General features: G+C 64.2%; 12 protein-coding genes. 6 read left to right on the top strand and 6 right to left on the bottom strand.

The annotated features are described in order from the left end of the window. The first annotated feature begins 90 nt into the window (after nt 1–90). The 5 genes from tkt to pgl are packed head-to-tail and all read left to right on the top strand — an operon-like array spanning nt 91 to nt 6,618. Complete coding sequence (gene tkt / locus H290_RS0121550; RefSeq protein ID WP_028463505.1) at nt 91–2,187, top strand: transketolase; 2,097 nt, start codon at nt 91–93, stop codon at nt 2,185–2,187. A 28-nt stretch (nt 2,188–2,215) separates the two neighbouring features. Beyond that, nucleotides 2,216–3,337 carry a transaldolase gene (gene tal / locus H290_RS0121545; RefSeq protein ID WP_020108912.1) on the top strand — a complete coding sequence of 374 codons (1,122 nt, stop codon included), beginning with the start codon at nt 2,216–2,218 and terminating at the stop codon, nt 3,335–3,337. A 6-nt stretch (nt 3,338–3,343) separates the two neighbouring features. Beyond that, nucleotides 3,344–4,885, top strand: coding sequence for a glucose-6-phosphate dehydrogenase (gene zwf, locus H290_RS0121540; RefSeq protein WP_020108911.1), 1,542 nt, complete (start codon nt 3,344–3,346; stop codon nt 4,883–4,885). Nucleotides 4,886–4,912: 27 nt separating this feature from the next. Further along, nucleotides 4,913–5,836 carry a glucose-6-phosphate dehydrogenase assembly protein OpcA gene (locus H290_RS0121535; RefSeq protein WP_020108910.1) on the top strand — a complete coding sequence of 308 codons (924 nt, stop codon included), beginning with the start codon at nt 4,913–4,915 and terminating at the stop codon, nt 5,834–5,836. Between the two features lie 35 nt (nt 5,837–5,871). Continuing rightward, complete coding sequence (gene pgl / locus H290_RS0121530; RefSeq protein ID WP_020108909.1) at nt 5,872–6,618, top strand: 6-phosphogluconolactonase; 747 nt, start codon at nt 5,872–5,874, stop codon at nt 6,616–6,618. A gap of 15 nt (nt 6,619–6,633) precedes the next feature. Here pgl and H290_RS0121525 read toward each other — a convergent pair whose 3' ends face one another. Both H290_RS0121525 and H290_RS0121520 read right to left on the bottom strand, forming a co-directional pair. Further along, the gene (locus H290_RS0121525; RefSeq protein ID WP_020108908.1) at nt 6,634–7,926 is read right to left on the bottom strand and encodes an oxygenase MpaB family protein; all 1,293 of its coding nucleotides are present in this window, start codon (nt 7,924–7,926) and stop codon (nt 6,634–6,636) included. 155 nt (nt 7,927–8,081) lie between these two features. Beyond that, nucleotides 8,082–10,634: a LuxR C-terminal-related transcriptional regulator gene (locus H290_RS0121520; protein ID WP_020108907.1), complete on the bottom strand. Its 2,553-nt coding sequence runs from the start codon at nt 10,632–10,634 to the stop codon at nt 8,082–8,084. 274 nt (nt 10,635–10,908) lie between these two features. Here H290_RS0121520 and H290_RS0121515 point away from each other — a divergent pair, with 274 nt between their 5' ends. Next, nucleotides 10,909–11,340 carry a hypothetical protein gene (locus H290_RS0121515; RefSeq protein WP_028463504.1) on the top strand — a complete coding sequence of 144 codons (432 nt, stop codon included), beginning with the start codon at nt 10,909–10,911 and terminating at the stop codon, nt 11,338–11,340. On the opposite strand, the gene ppc is transcribed toward H290_RS0121515, so the two are convergent. From ppc to pgk, 4 genes are all read right to left on the bottom strand, one after another. Then, a complete protein-coding gene (ppc, locus tag H290_RS0121510) occupies nt 11,337–14,141 on the bottom strand; it encodes a phosphoenolpyruvate carboxylase (RefSeq protein ID WP_051122166.1) in 2,805 nt (934 codons plus the stop codon). The two genes, H290_RS0121515 and ppc, sit on opposite strands and share 4 nt — an antisense overlap. A 63-nt stretch (nt 14,142–14,204) precedes the next feature. Beyond that, nucleotides 14,205–14,438, bottom strand: a complete 234-nt coding sequence (gene secG / locus H290_RS0121505) for a preprotein translocase subunit SecG (protein WP_020108904.1) — start codon at nt 14,436–14,438, stop codon at nt 14,205–14,207. A 167-nt stretch (nt 14,439–14,605) separates the two neighbouring features. Further along, a complete protein-coding gene (gene tpiA / locus H290_RS0121500; protein WP_020108903.1) occupies nt 14,606–15,394 on the bottom strand; it encodes a triose-phosphate isomerase in 789 nt (262 codons plus the stop codon). Nucleotide 15,395: 1 nt separating this feature from the next. Next, on the bottom strand, nt 15,396–16,613 hold the full coding sequence (gene pgk / locus H290_RS0121495) for a phosphoglycerate kinase (RefSeq protein WP_020108902.1): 1,218 nt from the start codon (nt 16,611–16,613) through the stop codon (nt 15,396–15,398). Nucleotides 16,614–16,683 lie beyond the last annotated feature (70 nt).

Here is a 16,683-nt window from a genome sequence, read left to right as displayed (position 1 = left end):
TACGCTTGACGTGGACTGCGCGGAGCCCAGGCCAGTCGCAGATGCCGAGCCCCAGAATCACGAAGTCGAGTTTGAGGAGTTCAGGAAAACGTGTCAGTAACAGATGAGATTCGCACGCTAACTCAGGCTTCACACCCCGCCGACTGGACGGCTGTGGACAGCAAAGCAGTTGACACGGTACGAGTCCTGGCGGCTGACGCGGTGCAGAAGTGCGGCAGTGGACACCCGGGAACTGCCATGAGCCTGGCTCCCCTGGCGTACACCCTCTTCCAGCGGGTGATGCGTCACGACCCGACCGACACCGACTGGATGGGTCGCGACCGGTTCATCCTGTCGTGCGGGCATTCGAGCCTCACCCTCTACATCCAGCTCTACCTCGGCGGCTTCGGGCTCGAGCTCGAAGACATCGAGGCGCTGCGTACCTGGGACTCCAAGACACCCGGCCATCCCGAATACCGGCACACCCGCGGTGTGGAGATGACCACCGGACCGCTGGGCCAGGGACTGGCCTCGTCAGTCGGTATGGCGATGGCCGCCCGCTACGAGCGCGGTCTGTTCGACCCGGACGCACCGGTCGGACAGAGCGCATTCGACCACTACATCTACGTGATCGCGTCCGACGGAGATATCGAAGAGGGCGTCACGTCCGAGGCGAGTTCGCTGGCCGGCACGCAACAGCTCGGCAACCTCATCGTCTTCTATGACAAAAACCACATCTCGATCGAGGACGACACCGACATCGCGCTGTCCGAAGATGTGGGTGCACGCTACGCCGCGTACGGCTGGCATGTGCAGTATGTCGACGGTGGCGAGAACGTGACCGCGATCGAAGAGGCCGTCGAGAAGGCCAAGGCAGTCATCGACAAGCCGTCGATCATCGTGCTGCGGACGATCATCGGCTATCCGGCTCCGAACAAGATGAATACCGGCAGTGCGCACGGATCGGCGCTCGGTGACGACGAGATCGCGGCCACCAAGACGATCCTCGGTTTCGACCCGGACAAAACATTTGAGGTTGCAGACGAGGTCATCGCGCATACGCGTTCGCTGGTTGACCGTGGCGCCGAGTTGCGCGAGGCCTGGACCAAGTCATTCGACGAGTGGGCCGAGGCCAATCCCGACCGCAAACAACTTCTCGACCGGCTCAATGTCAATGGCCTACCGGACGGCTGGACCGACGCTTTGCCGAAATGGGAGGTGGGCGACAAGGACGTCGCCACTCGTTCCGCATCCGGCAAGGTGCTCTCCGCACTCGGCCCGATTCTGCCCGAATTGTGGGGTGGCTCAGCCGATTTGGCGGGAAGCAACAACACCACGATCGACGGGGCGGCCTCGTTCGGCCCGACCGAGATCAGCACCAAGACGTGGAGCGCCAATCCATACGGTCGGACACTGCATTTCGGTATCCGCGAACACGCCATGGGCGCGATCTTGTCGGGTATCGTCCGGCATGGGCCGACCCGCGCCTACGGCGGCACGTTCCTGCAGTTCGCCGACTACATGCGACCGGCGGTTCGGCTCGCCGCACTGATGGAAACCGACCCGATTTATGTCTGGACCCACGACTCGATAGGTCTGGGCGAGGACGGCCCGACGCATCAGCCGATCGAGCACCTCGCCGCACTGCGGGCCATCCCGAATCTGGATGTTGTCCGTCCTGGTGACGCGAACGAGACGGCCTACGCCTGGCAGACCATTCTGCAGCGCCGGCACAACCCGGCCGGGTTGGCCTTGACCCGCCAGAACCTGCCGATCCTCGAAGGCACGTCGGCCGAGGGTGTGGCCAAGGGTGGCTACATCCTGTCCGAACCCGACAGTGACCCGCAGGTGGTCCTGATCGGCACCGGTTCCGAGGTGTACCTCGCGGTTGACGCGCAGAAAGCCTTGAAGGACAAGGGCATTGCCGCCCGTGTCGTCTCGATGCCGTGCGTGGAATGGTTCGACGAACAAGACGAGGACTACCGGAACTCCGTGCTGCCGCCGAGCCTGAAGGCCCGCGTGGTCGTCGAGGCCGGCATCGCGATGCCGTGGTACCGCCTGGTCGGCGACGGCGGCGAGATCGTCTCGATCGAGCACTACGGCGCATCGGCCGACTACAAGGTCCTGTACGAGAAGTTCGGGATCACCGCGGAAGCTGTCACGGCCGCCGCCGAACGCTCCCTCGCGAAGCAATCCACAAACGCCTGAAATCCCACCACCTGAATCGGAGCACGACATGAGCGAACAGAACGCCAATCTTGCTGCACTGGCCGAGGCCGGCGTCTCGGTGTGGCTCGACGATCTCTCCCGGACCCGGATCGAATCCGGCAATCTGGCCGAGGTCATCGCCACGAAATCCGTTGTCGGCGTGACAACGAACCCGTCGATCTTCCAGGCGGCGCTGTCCAAGGGCAACGCCTACGACGCACAGGTCAACGAACTCGCCGCCCGCGGCGCAGACGTCGACGCCACCATCCGAACGGTCACCACCGACGACGTCCGCAACGCGTGTGACGTACTTGCCCCGCAGTACGAGGCATCCAAGGGCGTCGACGGCCGGGTCTCGATCGAGGTCGATCCCCGTCTGGCCAACGACACCGAGCAGACCATCGCCCAGGCGGTGGAACTGTGGAAGATCGTCGATCGGCCGAACCTGCTGATCAAGATCCCGGCCACCCTCGCGGGTCTGCCTGCCATCACCAAGGTGATCGCCGAAGGCATCAGCGTCAACGTGACGCTCATCTTCTCTGTCGAACGCTACGAGGGTGTGATGGCCGCCTACATCGATGGCCTGAAGCAGGCCTCGACCGCGGGCCACGATCTGTCGAAGATCCATTCGGTGGCATCGTTTTTCGTCTCCCGCGTGGACACCGAGATCGACAAGCGTCTCGACGCGATCGGCACCGACGAGGCCAAGGCACTCAAGGGCAAGGCCGCACTGGCCAACGCCAGGCTCGCCTACGCGGCCTACCAGGACGTCTTCGACGGTGACGGGTTCGCCGCGCTGGCCGCTGCCGGTGCCAACCCGCAGCGCCCGCTGTGGGCGTCCACCGGTGTGAAGGATCCGGCCTACCCCGACACCCTCTATGTCGGAGAGCTGGTCGCACCGAACACCGTCAACACCATGCCCGAGAAGACGATGGACGCCTTCGCGGACCACGGTGTGGTGAACACCGAATCGATCATCGGCCAGGGTCCGGCATCGCAGCAGGTCTTCGATGCGGTTGCGGCCGCCGGAGTCGACCTCGCGGACGTGTTCGCAGTCCTCGAATCCGAGGGTGTCGAGAAGTTCGAGGCCTCGTGGAAGGAACTGCTCGACGCCACCGCCGAGCAGCTGGCCGCGGGTTCAAAGGGCTGATCGGCCTTGCCCAACCGTCCCACGGACCAGTGGGTCAACCCACTGCGCGATGAACGCGACAAGCGGCTGCCCCGGATCGCGGGTCCGTGCAGCCTGGTCATCTTCGGTGTCACCGGTGACCTCGCCCGCCGCAAGCTGATGCCCGCGGTGTACGACCTGGCGAACCGGGGGCTGTTGCCTCCCGGATTCGCACTGGTCGGGTTTGCGCGCCGAGACTGGGACCACGAGGATTTCGGGCAGGTGGTGCACGATGCCGTGCGCGAACATGCCCGGACGCCGTTCCGGGAGGACGTGTGGGAACGGTTGAGCGAGGGTTTCCGGTTTGTCCGGGGAACATTCGACGACGACGACGCCTTCGACAGGTTGCGGGACACCCTGCTGGAGCTCGACAAGGAGCGCGGTACCGGCGGCAATCACGCGTTTTATTTCTCGATCCCGCCTGACGCCTTTCCCGTTGTGTGCGAACAGCTTTCGCGATCGGGGTTGGCGGACCAGACCGAGGACACCTGGCGACGGGTGGTCATCGAGAAGCCGTTCGGCCACGACCTCGAAAGCGCCAAAGAGCTCAATACCGTGGTGAACAAGGTCTTTCCGGAGAACTCGGTGTTCCGGATCGACCACTACCTCGGCAAGGAAACCGTCCAGAACATCTTGGCGCTGCGGTTTGCCAATCAGCTGTTCGACCCGGTGTGGAGTTCGCACTACGTCGACCATGTTCAGATCACGATGGCCGAGGACATCGGTCTGGGTGGGCGGGCCGGCTACTACGACGGCATCGGTGCGGCGCGCGACGTCATCCAGAACCACCTGATCCAGCTGATGGCGCTGGTGGCGATGGAAGAGCCCATTTCCTTTGAGCCGCATGAACTCCAGACCGAGAAGATCAAAGTCCTCTCGGCCACCCGGAACATCCTGCCGCTCGACGAGAACACCGCACGCGGCCAGTACGAGGCGGGTTGGCAGGGCAGTGAAAAGGTCCCCGGTCTGCTGGACGAGACGGGCTTTGCGCACGACTCGACAACGGAGACCTTCGCCGCACTCGCGCTGGAGGTCGACAGCCGGCGGTGGGCCGGTGTGCCGTTCTACCTGCGCACCGGAAAGCGGTTGGGCCGCAGGGTGACCGAGATCGCGCTCGTGTTCAAGCGGGCTCCCCACCTTCCGTTCGACCAGACGATGACCGAAGAGCTGAGCCAGAACGCGCTCGTGATCCGGGTGCAGCCCGACGAGGGCATCACGCTCAGGTTCGGTTCCAAGGTCCCGGGATCGTCGATGGAGGTCCGTGACGTCAACATGGACTTCTCCTACGGTCAGGCATTCACCGAGTCCTCCCCGGAGGCCTACGAGCGTCTGATCCTGGATGTCCTGCTCGGCGTGCCGTCACTGTTCCCGGTGAACGCGGAGGTCGAACTGTCCTGGCAGATCCTCGATCCGGTGCTCGAACACTGGGCGGCCAGCGGCAAGCCCGACGGTTACGAGGCGGGAACCTGGGGCCCGCAATCTGCAGAAGACATGATGGCGCGTCACGGTAGGGCCTGGCGTCGTCCCTGACCGCTCTCGCACCGAAGGAGCGCACCAATGATCGTCGAACTTCCCGATACGAACACCACTGCCATCAGCAAGGAACTCATCAAGGTCCGGGACTCGGGCGGTGCGTTCACCTCCGGTCGCGTTCTGACGCTCCTGGTCTGCACAAACGAGGGTGAGCCGACGGAGGCTGCCATCGAGGCCGCGAACGAGGCCAGCCGTGAACATCCCTGTCGCGTCATCGTGGTCGCGCGCGCCGACCGCAGTGGGCCGTCGCGGCTTGATGCCGAGATCCGGGTCGGTGGAGATGCCGGTGCATCCGAGGTGGTTGTCCTGCACCTCTTCGGCGATCTTGTTGATCACGGTAAGAGCGTCGTGATCCCGTTCATGCTGCCCGACACCCCGGTGGTCACGTGGTGGCCCGGACACGCTCCGGCGAACCCGGCCGCCGATCCGATCGGTCAGCTCGGCAAGCGCCGGATCACCGACTCCACCAAGGCAACCGACGTCGCGGCGACGCTGGCGCAGAGCCTAGCCACATACGCGCCCGGCGATTCCGACATCGCCTGGTCCCGGATCACCGTCTGGCGGGCACTGCTCACCTCGGCACTCGATCAGCCGCCGCACAGCCCGATCACCGAGGTCGAGGTTCAGGGGCCGGCCGACACCGCCGCCGTCGAACTCCTTGCGGGCTGGCTTCATTCGGCCCTGGGCGTGCCGGTGACGCGGTCGGTCGGGAGCTTCCAGGTGACGGCATCCCGGGACTCCGGACCACTGGTCCTCTGCGTCGGTATGGGCAATCAGGCGATCATCTCCATCCCGGGCAAGCCGGACGGCAAGGTGGCGCTACCCGACCGGGAACTACGCAGCTGCCTGGCAGAGGAGCTTCGCCGCCTCGATCCCGACGAGACCTATCACCTGGCGCTGCAGGGCATTTCAGGCCTGACTCGCGCCGAAGACAAAATTCATTCATGACAACGCATTCGTAAATCAGGAGGTAGAACAAGGCGATGAGTATCCATCCAGACGTGGTCCGCCTCGATGACAAGGACAGCCTTGTCGCCGCGGTCACCGAGCGATTCATCACGACCGTGACGGCGGCACAGGCCGCCCGCGGGTTTGCCTCGGTGGTCCTGACCGGCGGAAGCAACGGTGTCGCCCTGCTCGAGGCGCTGGCGAAGGATTCCGGCGACATCGACTGGGCGTCGGTGGACATCTACTTCGGCGACGACCGCTTCGTGCCCGCCGACCATCCGGAGCGCAACGCCGGACAGGCGTACACCGCGCTGCTCGATCACGTGGCGGTGGCCCCGGGTCGGGTCTTCGAGATGGCGCCGTCCGACGGTGAGTTCGGCGACGACATCGAGGCGGCTGCGGCCGACTACGCGCGGCGGCTGGCAGACCGTGCCGGCGACGGCGAGAGTATCCCGCAGTTCGATCTGCACCTGCTCGGGATGGGCGGTGAGGGACACATCAATTCGCTCTTCCCCCACACCGACGCCACCAGCGAGAGCCAGGCCTCGGTGGTCGCGGTGCGGAACTCACCCAAACCGCCTCCGGGCCGGATCACGTTGACGTTGCCGGCGATCGCGCGGGCACGTGAGGTCTGGTTCCTGGTCTCCGGTGCCGAGAAGGCCGAGGCGGTGGCCGCCGGTGTCGGCGGCGCCGACCCGATGGACTGGCCCTGCGCCGGAGCCCACGGCACCGAGGAAACGGTCTGGTTTGTGGATCGTTCCGCCGCCGGCAACCTCCCCTGACCCTCTGCTTCGGGGTCAGCGGCGCAGTGCGCTGCCGGCCTCGAATGCGGCTTCACGGCCTTCCATCTGAGCGGAATGCCAGTTTTCCCGGTGCCGGCGCATGATTCGTTCATGTAGCCGCGACACCGGAGGGAACAGGCGGCGAGTGGTCTCGACCAGAGCCACCAACGGGTAGCGGACGATCAGCCAGAAGATCCACGGGAACGCGCTCGGCATGTTGTACCGACGCCTGGTCAACGGCATCATGTAGATCGCCGAGTACGCGGAATAGATTCCGGCGTTGTACTTTTCACGCAGTCGCCGTAGCCCCTTGTGCCCATCGCGAGGAGCAAAGGCGGCCGGGAACGATTCGATCAGTTCCGCGCCGTTCTCACCCGCGTCGTAGCTGCGGGTTGCGGTGACCATCGCCAGGAGCCGGAACGAATCCGCAATGGTCTCGGGATACCACTGGGTGCGCACACCGAGCAGGTGTCCGAGATAGCGCTGGTAATGCAACAGAACCCGAATCTCACGCGGAGTTGTCTGCACACCCACCAACCACAACGCCGATGCCGGCACCACACTGCCGCCGAGCAACGTCAGCAACTGGTACGACTGACTGATCGGGGTGCCCCAGCGTTCGGTATCCCACTCCGGATGGTCGGCCACGGTCCGCCGGACCCACACATGCATCACGCGCACCCGCATCGCGGTGGCGCGTCCGACGGAACCGGGTGTCAGCAGCGCATCGGGTTCGGAGACGTCGATCCAGAATCTGGCCGTCTCGAGGAACCGGCGCAGGGCGTTGTCTCCGGCGTATCCCCCGGCCAGCGACAACGGTGTCGCCACGGCCGCCTCCGTGTACATCTCCAGGGTGATCCCGCCCGCCACGCTGAACAGCGACGTGCCCCAGCGCCGCCAGATGGCCTCACCTTCGGCGATGAGTTCGGGATCGACCCACTCCGGAACGGTTTCGAACTCCTCGAACAGCGCCACCATCGCCGGAGGTGGGTTCTCAACTGCGTCAAGACCTTCGGTCAGCGCCCTGTCGAGCATCGCGCGCGCGGCCTGCGGACCGTGTTCTCCGTAGACCTCGTCGACAAACCGTTCGGCCACCGGATCACTGCGGAACATGTCTTCGGCGAAGGTCCGGATGTGTTCCTCCGGTGGGAACAGGTCTTTCCCGGTGAACTTGACGGCCAGCCTGCGCACCGCTGCCAGCCGACGATTCTGCAGCGCGTCCGCGTAGCGGAAAGCCGACGGAAATCCTGAATCGGTCTTTTCTTGACGGGGATCGGTCGTGTCCTGACGGGGCAAGGTGGCGGCCACTCGCTCCTCCTCCTCAGAGTCTCAAAGTGTGTCGTTCGACAGATTTGCGTCACCGAAGCGCTTCGGAATAGAGCCGGATGAGACGCTTTCCTGGATTCGTCTCGGTGATTACCGTCGAACATACCCTGCCGGGTGGAAGAACTGGCAAATTCAGGTCAGAGCAAGCCGAGCCGCTGACCCACCGACACCGCGTCACGTCGATGGCGGACGTCGAACTTTCGGTAGATACCTCGCAGGTGGGTTTTGACGGTATTGACCGACAAATGCATCAGCCCGGCGATTTCCTCGGTGGTGCGATCGGTCGCCAGGAACCGCAGGACGTGGGTTTCAGCACGGGTCAAAGGCGGGTAGTCGCGCACCCTGCCCCGCGACATGACCGCGAGAACCGCGTCGGCATACGCGTTGACCGAACCGAAACTGCCGCGGTACGTGGTGATGATCTTCGCCACACCGGCCCCGCCCTCCACGAGGGGACGCATCACCCTGTGTTCGGCCGCAGTCTCCAGGGCGCGGGTGATCGCCGAATACGACTGGGTGGACATACCCGCCAAGTCACACGCATACGCTTCGAGCGCCCAGGCCGCCACCGTCGTCTCGGGTTGTGCATCAACACTCTCGAGCAACGGGCTCAACAGTTTTCGCGCCACCTGAGGGTGCGCCTCCCCGACCTCGACGGCGGCATCGACAAGGCGGACCTCGTCCGTGTGACCGAATGCCCGCTCCGCCTTGCGGGCCAGGTCTCGGGCCCAGTCGAACCGTTTCACCGACACGCACATGTGCGCCACCCGGGGAAGCAGGGTGAGCAGCGGAAACGGGGAGGACGCCGACACCAGTAACGCCGATGTCGCACTGTAGGCCGTTGCGGTCAGGACGAGCCGATTCGTCGAGTTGTCGAACATCAGGATGTTCAGGGCAATGGGTACATGGCGGCCCAGCACGCTGAACGCCTCTCCCCCTTCCGAAACGTCCTCGGTCTGTTCAGGTTTGAGATCGCCCAACGGTTTGCCCTGCATGAACCGCGCGTATGCCTCCCACACATGTAGGCGCGACACGTATGGGGAGGCTGCCACCATGGGGTCCACATCGGAGGTGTCGCGGACACAGGCCAGCGCGTAGCGGGCACGATCCTCCATCAGTGCCGGCTGGCCCCGCTCGCCGGCCACGAATGCCCGGTTGGCCATCGCGCGCACCGCGAGCCGATTCAGTCCGGCAGACTTTGCCAGCGCGATGGCCCGGATCGACGACTGCTCGCCGTCCGCGGACCGGTTCAGGCGCGTGTACGCCGATCCGAGAACGGTATGGGCGTACGCATCCACCGCCCAACCACGATCGCCCACGGACGATGCGACAGCCTCGGCGAGGTCGAACAGATCTGGATCGTCACGCGACAGTGCAACGTCCAAGAGGAGGGACCGGTAGAGCAGAATCCCACCGTCTATCGACAGGTCGGCCTCGGCGGGGACCACGCACTCCAGGTAAGACGCCGCATAACGGTCGTCACCATGCTCCATGGCTGCCAATGCCCGAAGCACCACCGCAACCGGATCCTCGCCGAGCGCGATGCCAGAACTGTCGAGCACCGCCAGCACCGTATCGCGCCGGCCTTGCAGGATCAGCTCGACGCCGCTGTGAAAAATCGTCTGGCGGAGCAACTCCGCATCACCGAGGTGCGCGGCGTAGTCGATCGCTTCTGCGGGACGGCGATGGGCCGATGCCCATCGAACCGCCCTCACCTGCAACGTGCGCCCGAGTTCGGGATCGGTGCGCTGCAGTTCGCCGCGCAGGTACGTGGCGATCAGCGGCAGGAACCGATATCGGATCACGTCGCCGCCGGCCGACGGCACCGCCACCGCGACTCCCAGTCCGACGATTTCGGGGATATAGGCGTCGGCGTCGGCGCCGTCCATCGCCCTGGCCAGGTCGGCGTCGAAATCGGCCACGCTCGACAGTCGGGTGACCAGGCGACGCACGCGAGGTGTCATGGCGTCCAGGAGTTCCCGGCGCAAGAAATCCGAGATGAGTTTGGGGCACCCGGCGAGCTCCAGCAACGCCAGTTCGACATCGGAGTGCGGTGCCAGGAAGACGGCCGCCATTCGAACGAGAATCGCCCATCCACCGGTCATTTCCCTGACCCGCGCAACCTGATCAGTGGTCGGGGTGAGGCCGTGCTGCCGCAATATTCGATCGACCTCGGATGCGGTCAGTACCAGGTCCTCGCGTCCGATCCGGGCCCCGACCCCGTCGCCGATCAGGTATTGCCAGATCAACGGCGGATCGAATCGGGCGGCGACAACCACATTCACGTTGGGGGGCCGATGGCGGAGGAAGCGATGGAACGCATCGAGCGCAAGGGGATCCGTCACTGTGTGGGCCTCGTCGACAACGACCGTCACCGGGCCGCCGTCACCAGCGGTCTCGGACAGTTGCGGGCTTGCTGTCGCCCCGAGAACGTTGTCGTCGAAGGTGAATGCATCGACCCCCACCCACATGACCCGGCCGACGGGCTCGGACGTTGCGCGTCGACTCAGCCATTGCTCGAGAAATGTGGTTTTGCCATATCCGCCCGGCGCAGTGACGAGGACGAGCGCTCCCGGTTGATCATCGAACAATTCGTCCAGGGTGCGTTCGGGACGGATCCGCGCGAAAGCGCGGACCGGATCGAGGTCCCCCCTGGAAACGGCGGTTGAGCGTGTCAGAGCTTGCGACATGACCACTTTCTTCTTGCCTCTGGTACTTCAGAGATTAACAATGATCACGTTGCCCAGCCCGTATTCGCGCGGCGTTGATTGAATCGCCAAGGGGTTTGCGCGCGGCTCAAACCGGACGATTCGCTCACCAGACCAGTTGGAGACATCACCCTAAACAGGTGATGTCCCGGTGATCGCGACGCACCGATCATGACAGGACCACGTTGGCAATACGTGCTGCCTGATCCGAGTGTCGGCCCAGGGGTCTTTGATCATCCGAGCCTAGGAGCATCACATGAACAGCCCGTCAGAGCGTCACCCCGTAAAGCAAGGTTTGGCCGGGGGAACTGTTTTTGCCGCCGCAATTCTTCTATTTGTCGTGGCCGTCCTCGCCATTTTCCAAGGTATTTCCGCCATCGCCAAAGATGATGTCTTCGTTGTAGGTGTCGAATACACCTGGAAATTCGACATCACCGCCTGGGGATGGATCCACCTCATCATCGGAATCCTCGGCGTCGCAATCTCGATCGGCCTCTTCACCGGAGCCTCCTGGGCCCGGATCGGCGCGGTCATCATCGCGGCACTGTCGATCATCGCGAACTTCCTTTGGCTGCCGTATTACCCACTCTGGGCGATCTTGATCATCGCCATCGATCTCGTCGTGATCTGGGCCGTAACCACCTGGAAGACAGACGAAACCGTCTCAACCTACGACAACCGCGTCTAACCGCTGTTCCGCAACGCGGTGGCGAGTCCGTTCATGGTGAGCTGAATACCTCGGCGAACCAGATCGGAATCATCGCCACCGCGGTAGCGGCGCAACAACTCGACCTGTAGATGATTCAACGGCTCGAGATACGGGAACCGATTGAAGACCGACCGCTTGAGGGCGGCGTTGTCGGCCAGCAGATCGTCCGTCTTCGTTATTTTGAAATACATCGCCGTGGTCCGCTCGTGTTCGGCGGTGATCATCCCGAAAACCTTCTCGCGCAGCGCCTCATCGGGCACCAATCGTGAATAATGTTCGGCCAGTCCCATATCCGACTTGGCCATCACCTGTGCCATGTTCGACATCACGGTCCGGAAGAACGGCCACCGCTCGTAGTAGTGGGACAGGGTCTGAAGGCGGCTCTCGTCATCACCGATCCACTGTTCGAAAGCCGCTCCGGTGCCGTACCAACCCGGCAACATCACCCGCGACTGCGACCACGACAGAACCCATGGGATGGCGCGCAGATCGGAGATCTTCTCGGTCTGTTTACGGGAAGCCGGCCGACTTCCGATGTTCAGGGAACCGATCTCTGACAGCGGTGTCGAATTCACGAAATATTCAACAAACCCGGGCGTTTCGTGGACCAGTTCGCTATAGGCCTTGCGGGCCAGTGCGGCGAGCTCGTCGAGAATCGCGTATGCCGACTCGGCTTCGGCGCCCAGACCTTCGGTGTCGAGCAGCGACGACTCGATGGTCGCCGACAGGAGGGTCTCCAGATTGCGACGCGCGATCACCGGCTCGGCGTACTTGGCCGCGATCACCTCGCCCTGCTCGGTGATCCGCAGTGATCCCTGGACCGCACCCGGTGGCTGCGCCAGGATGGCGTCATAGCTCGGACCACCACCACGACCGACGGTGCCGCCGCGACCATGGAAGAGCCGCAACCGGATACCGGCCTTCTCGCCGGCTTCGACGAGGTCCAGCTCGGCCCGGTAGAGCGCCCAGTTGGCGGCCAGATAGCCGCCGTCCTTGTTCGAGTCGGAGTAACCCAGCATGATCTCCTGCATGCCGTCCTGCTGGTCGACCAGCGCCCGGAACAGCGGGATCTCGAGGGCCGCGAGGATCGTCTGCGCCCCCTGCTGCAGATCCTCGATGGTCTCGAAGAGCGGCACCACTCGGACCGACGAATGCGGCGGGGTGGTCGGCGAGCCGGGATCGAACAGCCCGGACTCCTTCAGCAGCACCAGTGCCTCGAAGAGGTCGCTCACCGACGTGCACATGCTGATGATGTAGTTCGGGACCGCTTCCGGGCCATACGCGGCGACCGCGGCAGCAGCGGCCCGGACGATGTCGAGTTCCTTGATCGCCAGTTCCGAGAGCTCGGCCGCCGGACCGGTCAGCGGCCTGCGGCTGCTCAGCTCCGCGGTGAGGATCTCCACTCGCTCCGCCTCGTCGAGCGACAGGTAGTCCGGGTGCACACCGGCCCACGCCAGCAGTTCCGCGACCACTTCCTCGTGAGTGTCGGAGTTCTGGCGCATGTCGAGACCCGAGAGGTGGAACCCGAAGGCCCGCACCGATTCACGGAGCGTCAGGAGACGGTCATCGGCCAGTTCGTCGTCGCTGTTGGCTCGCAGGGACGCATCGATCAGATCGAGATCGGCGAGCAACTCCGCAGCATCGGCGTAACTGTCCGCGCCGTCGGCCGGAAAACCGCCGTCGTTCACGGCGACGAACCGGTCGTCGAACAGTCGCGCCGCCGTCGCCGACAACCGGGCGCGAATGACGCGTAATGCCTTGCGGTACGGCTCATCTGCCTCGGTGCTACCCCGCTCCACACCCCCGAGTGCGAGCACCGCATCGCTGACCACCGTGAGCCGCGACGAGAGACTGAGCTCCTGGGCCAGCAGGGTCAGTTCTGAAAGATGATGGGATACAGCGGTTTCTGCGGCGCGGCGGGTGGCCATACCGACGATCTCGCCGGTGACAAATGGATTGCCGTCGCGATCACCGCCGATCCATGAACCCATCCGCAGCATCGGGTCGTCGGCGATCCCGGCATCGGGGTACTGCTCCTGCAGCCAGGCGCGCAGTTCGGCATTGATGCGTGGGATGACCTCGAAGAACCCGGCGTCGTAATACCGCAGGCCCACTTCGATCTCGTCCTGGATCTGCAACCGCTCCAAGCGGATCAATGCGGTTTCCCACAGGGTCAGGATCTGCCGTTTCAGCGCGGTATGCACCTCGTTGCGCTCGTCCGGTGTCAACTCGGTTCGTCCGGCAAAGCGCATCAACTCGGTGATCCGGTGCTGGACCTCGAAGACGGTTCGGCGACGGGTCTCGGTGGGGTGCGCGGTGATGACCGGGACCACGGTGGCGTCTGCGAGGGCCTTGCCGACCTGCTCGTCGGTCAGGCCGGCGGAATCGAGCTTGAGGTACGTCGCAGCCAGGGACGAATCCTGCGGCGCGTCACCGGCGCGCACATGGATTGCCCGCCGCCGCTCGCGGTGGATGTCCTCGGCGAGGTTGGCCAGCAGCGCGAAGTGGCTGAATGCGCGAATGACCGAGATGGCTTCGGCGACATCGATGTCCCGGAACAGCTCTTCGAGTTCGGTGCGATCGATCTCGGAGCGTCGTACCCGGAAAGACTCGACCCGGGCCTTCTCGACGAGGTCGAATGTTGCTTCACCGGCGTGTTTACGAACGATCTGGCCGAGGATTCCACCGAGGAGGCGGATGTCTTCGCGCAACGGTTCGGTCAGTTGCCGATCTGTACTACCTGGTTCCGGACGGGGCACGGCGGGGCGCTTTTCAGTCACCCGTCCAGTATCTCCGGATCACCACTGGTTGTGCATGGCAACAACCGGTCCGACGCCGAGGATTTACGAGAGTTTGATATCCAGCCCGATGCCGAAGATGAAGACCGTCCAGATGATTCCGACAAAAACGGTCAACCGGTCGAGGTTGCGCTCGACAACAGACGAACCCGACAGGCTCGACTGAACGCCGCCACCGAACAATGACGACAAGCCGCCACCTTTACCGCGGTGGAGCAAGACCAGAACGATCATCAGAACGCTGGTGATCACAAGTCCGATGTCGAGGGCAAGCTTCACGTGTTGATTCCTATCAGATCTGAAGTTCGAGCGGCCGATCTACGACTGTACCCGGCCACACCGGATAACCCGGAAATGGGGCGTTTTGGCGAACGTGACCTGCGGCGGAGACGAAGCCGGAGCTCGACCCGTGATGCCGGCTCGCCAAAACGCCCCACTTTCACAGGTCAGGGCAGAGGACCACCGGCGGCGATGGCCGACAGGGTGGCGAACTCGTCGGACTTGAGCGATGCTCCGCCGACCAGTGCACCATCGACGTCGGTCTGTCCGACGATCTCTCCCACGTTCTTTGCGTTCACCGAACCGCCGTACAGGATGCGGACCGAGTCGGCGACCTTCGCATCGGCCAGTTCTGCCAGCGTGGCACGCAGCGCGGCACATACTTCCTGGGCGTCGGCGGCGCTGGCGACACGTCCGGTCCCGATGGCCCAGACCGGTTCGTAGGCGATCACGACCTTGGAGATCTCAGCAGCGCTGAGACCGGCGAGCGAGCCCTTGAGCTGCTCGATGTTGTAGTCGACGTGGTCGCCGGCCTCACGGATCTCCAAGCCCTCACCCAGGCACACGATCGGGGTCAGCTTGTACTTGAGCGCGGCTTTGGTCTTCGCCAGCACCACGGAGTCCGTCTCACCGTGCAGGGTGCGACGCTCCGAGTGTCCGACGACCACAAAGGTGCAACCGAGCTTGGCCAGGAACGACCCGCTGATCTCACCGGTGTACGCCCCGGAATCGTGCGCCGACAGGTCCTGCGCGCCGTAGGTGAGCAGCAACTTGTCGCCGTCCACCACCGTCTGCACGCTACGGATGTCGGTGAACGGCGGGATCACCGTCACGTCGACCTTGTCGAAGTACTTCGACGGCAGGGCGAAGGAGATCTTCTGAACCAGGGCGATTGCCTCGAGGTGGTTCAGATTCATCTTCCAGTTGCCCGCGATCAGCGGTTTACGCGATGCCATCTCAGCTCTCCAATACGGTCAGGCCGGGCAGTTCTTTGCCCTCGAGGTACTCGAGCGAAGCCCCGCCACCGGTGGAGATGTGGGAGAAGCCGTCTTCCGGGAGGCCGAGCAGCCGAACCGCGGCCGCACTGTCGCCGCCGCCGACGACGGAGAACGCGCCGCCCCTGGTGGCACCGATGATCGCCTCGGCCAGACCCTTGGTACCGGCTGCGAACTTCTCGAACTCGAACACACCCGCCGGGCCGTTCCAGAACACGGTCTTGGCCTCGCCGAGTACGGCGGCGAACCGCTTGACCGACTCCGGGCCGATGTCCAGACCCATCCAGCCGTCCGGGATCTCTTCTGCCGACACGACTTTGGCCTCGGCATCAGCCGCGAACTTGTCGGCGACGACCACGTCGACCGGCAGGTGGATGACGTCGCCGAAGCGTTCGAGGAGCGACTTGCAGACGTCGATCTGATCTTCTTGCAACAGCGATCCGCCGACCGGCAACCCGCGGGCCGCCAGGAACGTGAACGCCATACCGCCACCGATCACCAGGGTGTCGACCTTGGGGGCCAACGCCTCGATGACACCGAGCTTGTCGGAGACCTTCGAACCACCGAGCACCACCGCGTACGGGCGGGCGGTGTCGGTGGTCAACTTGGCCAGGACCTCGACCTCGGCCGCGACCAGGCCACCGGCGTAGTGCGGCAACAGCTTTGCCACGTCGTACACCGATGCCTGCTCACGATGGACCACACCGAAGCCGTCCGAGACGAACGCACCCTCATCGCCGGTCAATTCCACCAGCGCCTTGGCGAGCTTCTCGCGCTCGCCGGCATCCTTGGAGGTTTCGCGCGGATCGAACCGCACGTTCTCCACCAGCAGCACGTCTCCGTCGGTCAGACCCTCCGACCGTGCGAGGGCATCACCACCGACGACATCGGTGGCGAGCTGGACGTTGCGTCCGAGCTCGGCGCCGAGCCGCTCGGCGACCGGGGCCAGCGAAAACGCCGGATCCGGTGCGCCTTTCGGGCGACCGAGATGCGCGGTCACGATGACCTTTGCACCCGCGTCGGACAGGGACTTGATGGTGGGCACCGACGCCAGGATGCGACCTGGATCGGTGATTTTGCCATTGTCGAGTGGAACGTTGAGGTCGGAACGGACCAATACGGTCCGGCCTTCCACTCCGGTCTCGAGCAGGTCGGCGAGGGTGGGTACCGAGGTGGTCATCAGATGCGTTGTCTCCGGGCGCTCAGTGATACGGGTACAGGCGGGATACGGGGTACAGGCGGTATATGCC

Origin of the sequence: Nocardia sp. 348MFTsu5.1 (genome assembly GCF_000383535.1) — a bacterium.
In the GTDB taxonomy this organism is placed as follows: Bacteria; Actinomycetota; Actinomycetes; order Mycobacteriales; family Mycobacteriaceae; genus Williamsia; species Williamsia faeni.
Note: the sequence above shows the minus strand (reverse complement) of the source record. Positions and strands in the feature narration are given on the sequence as shown.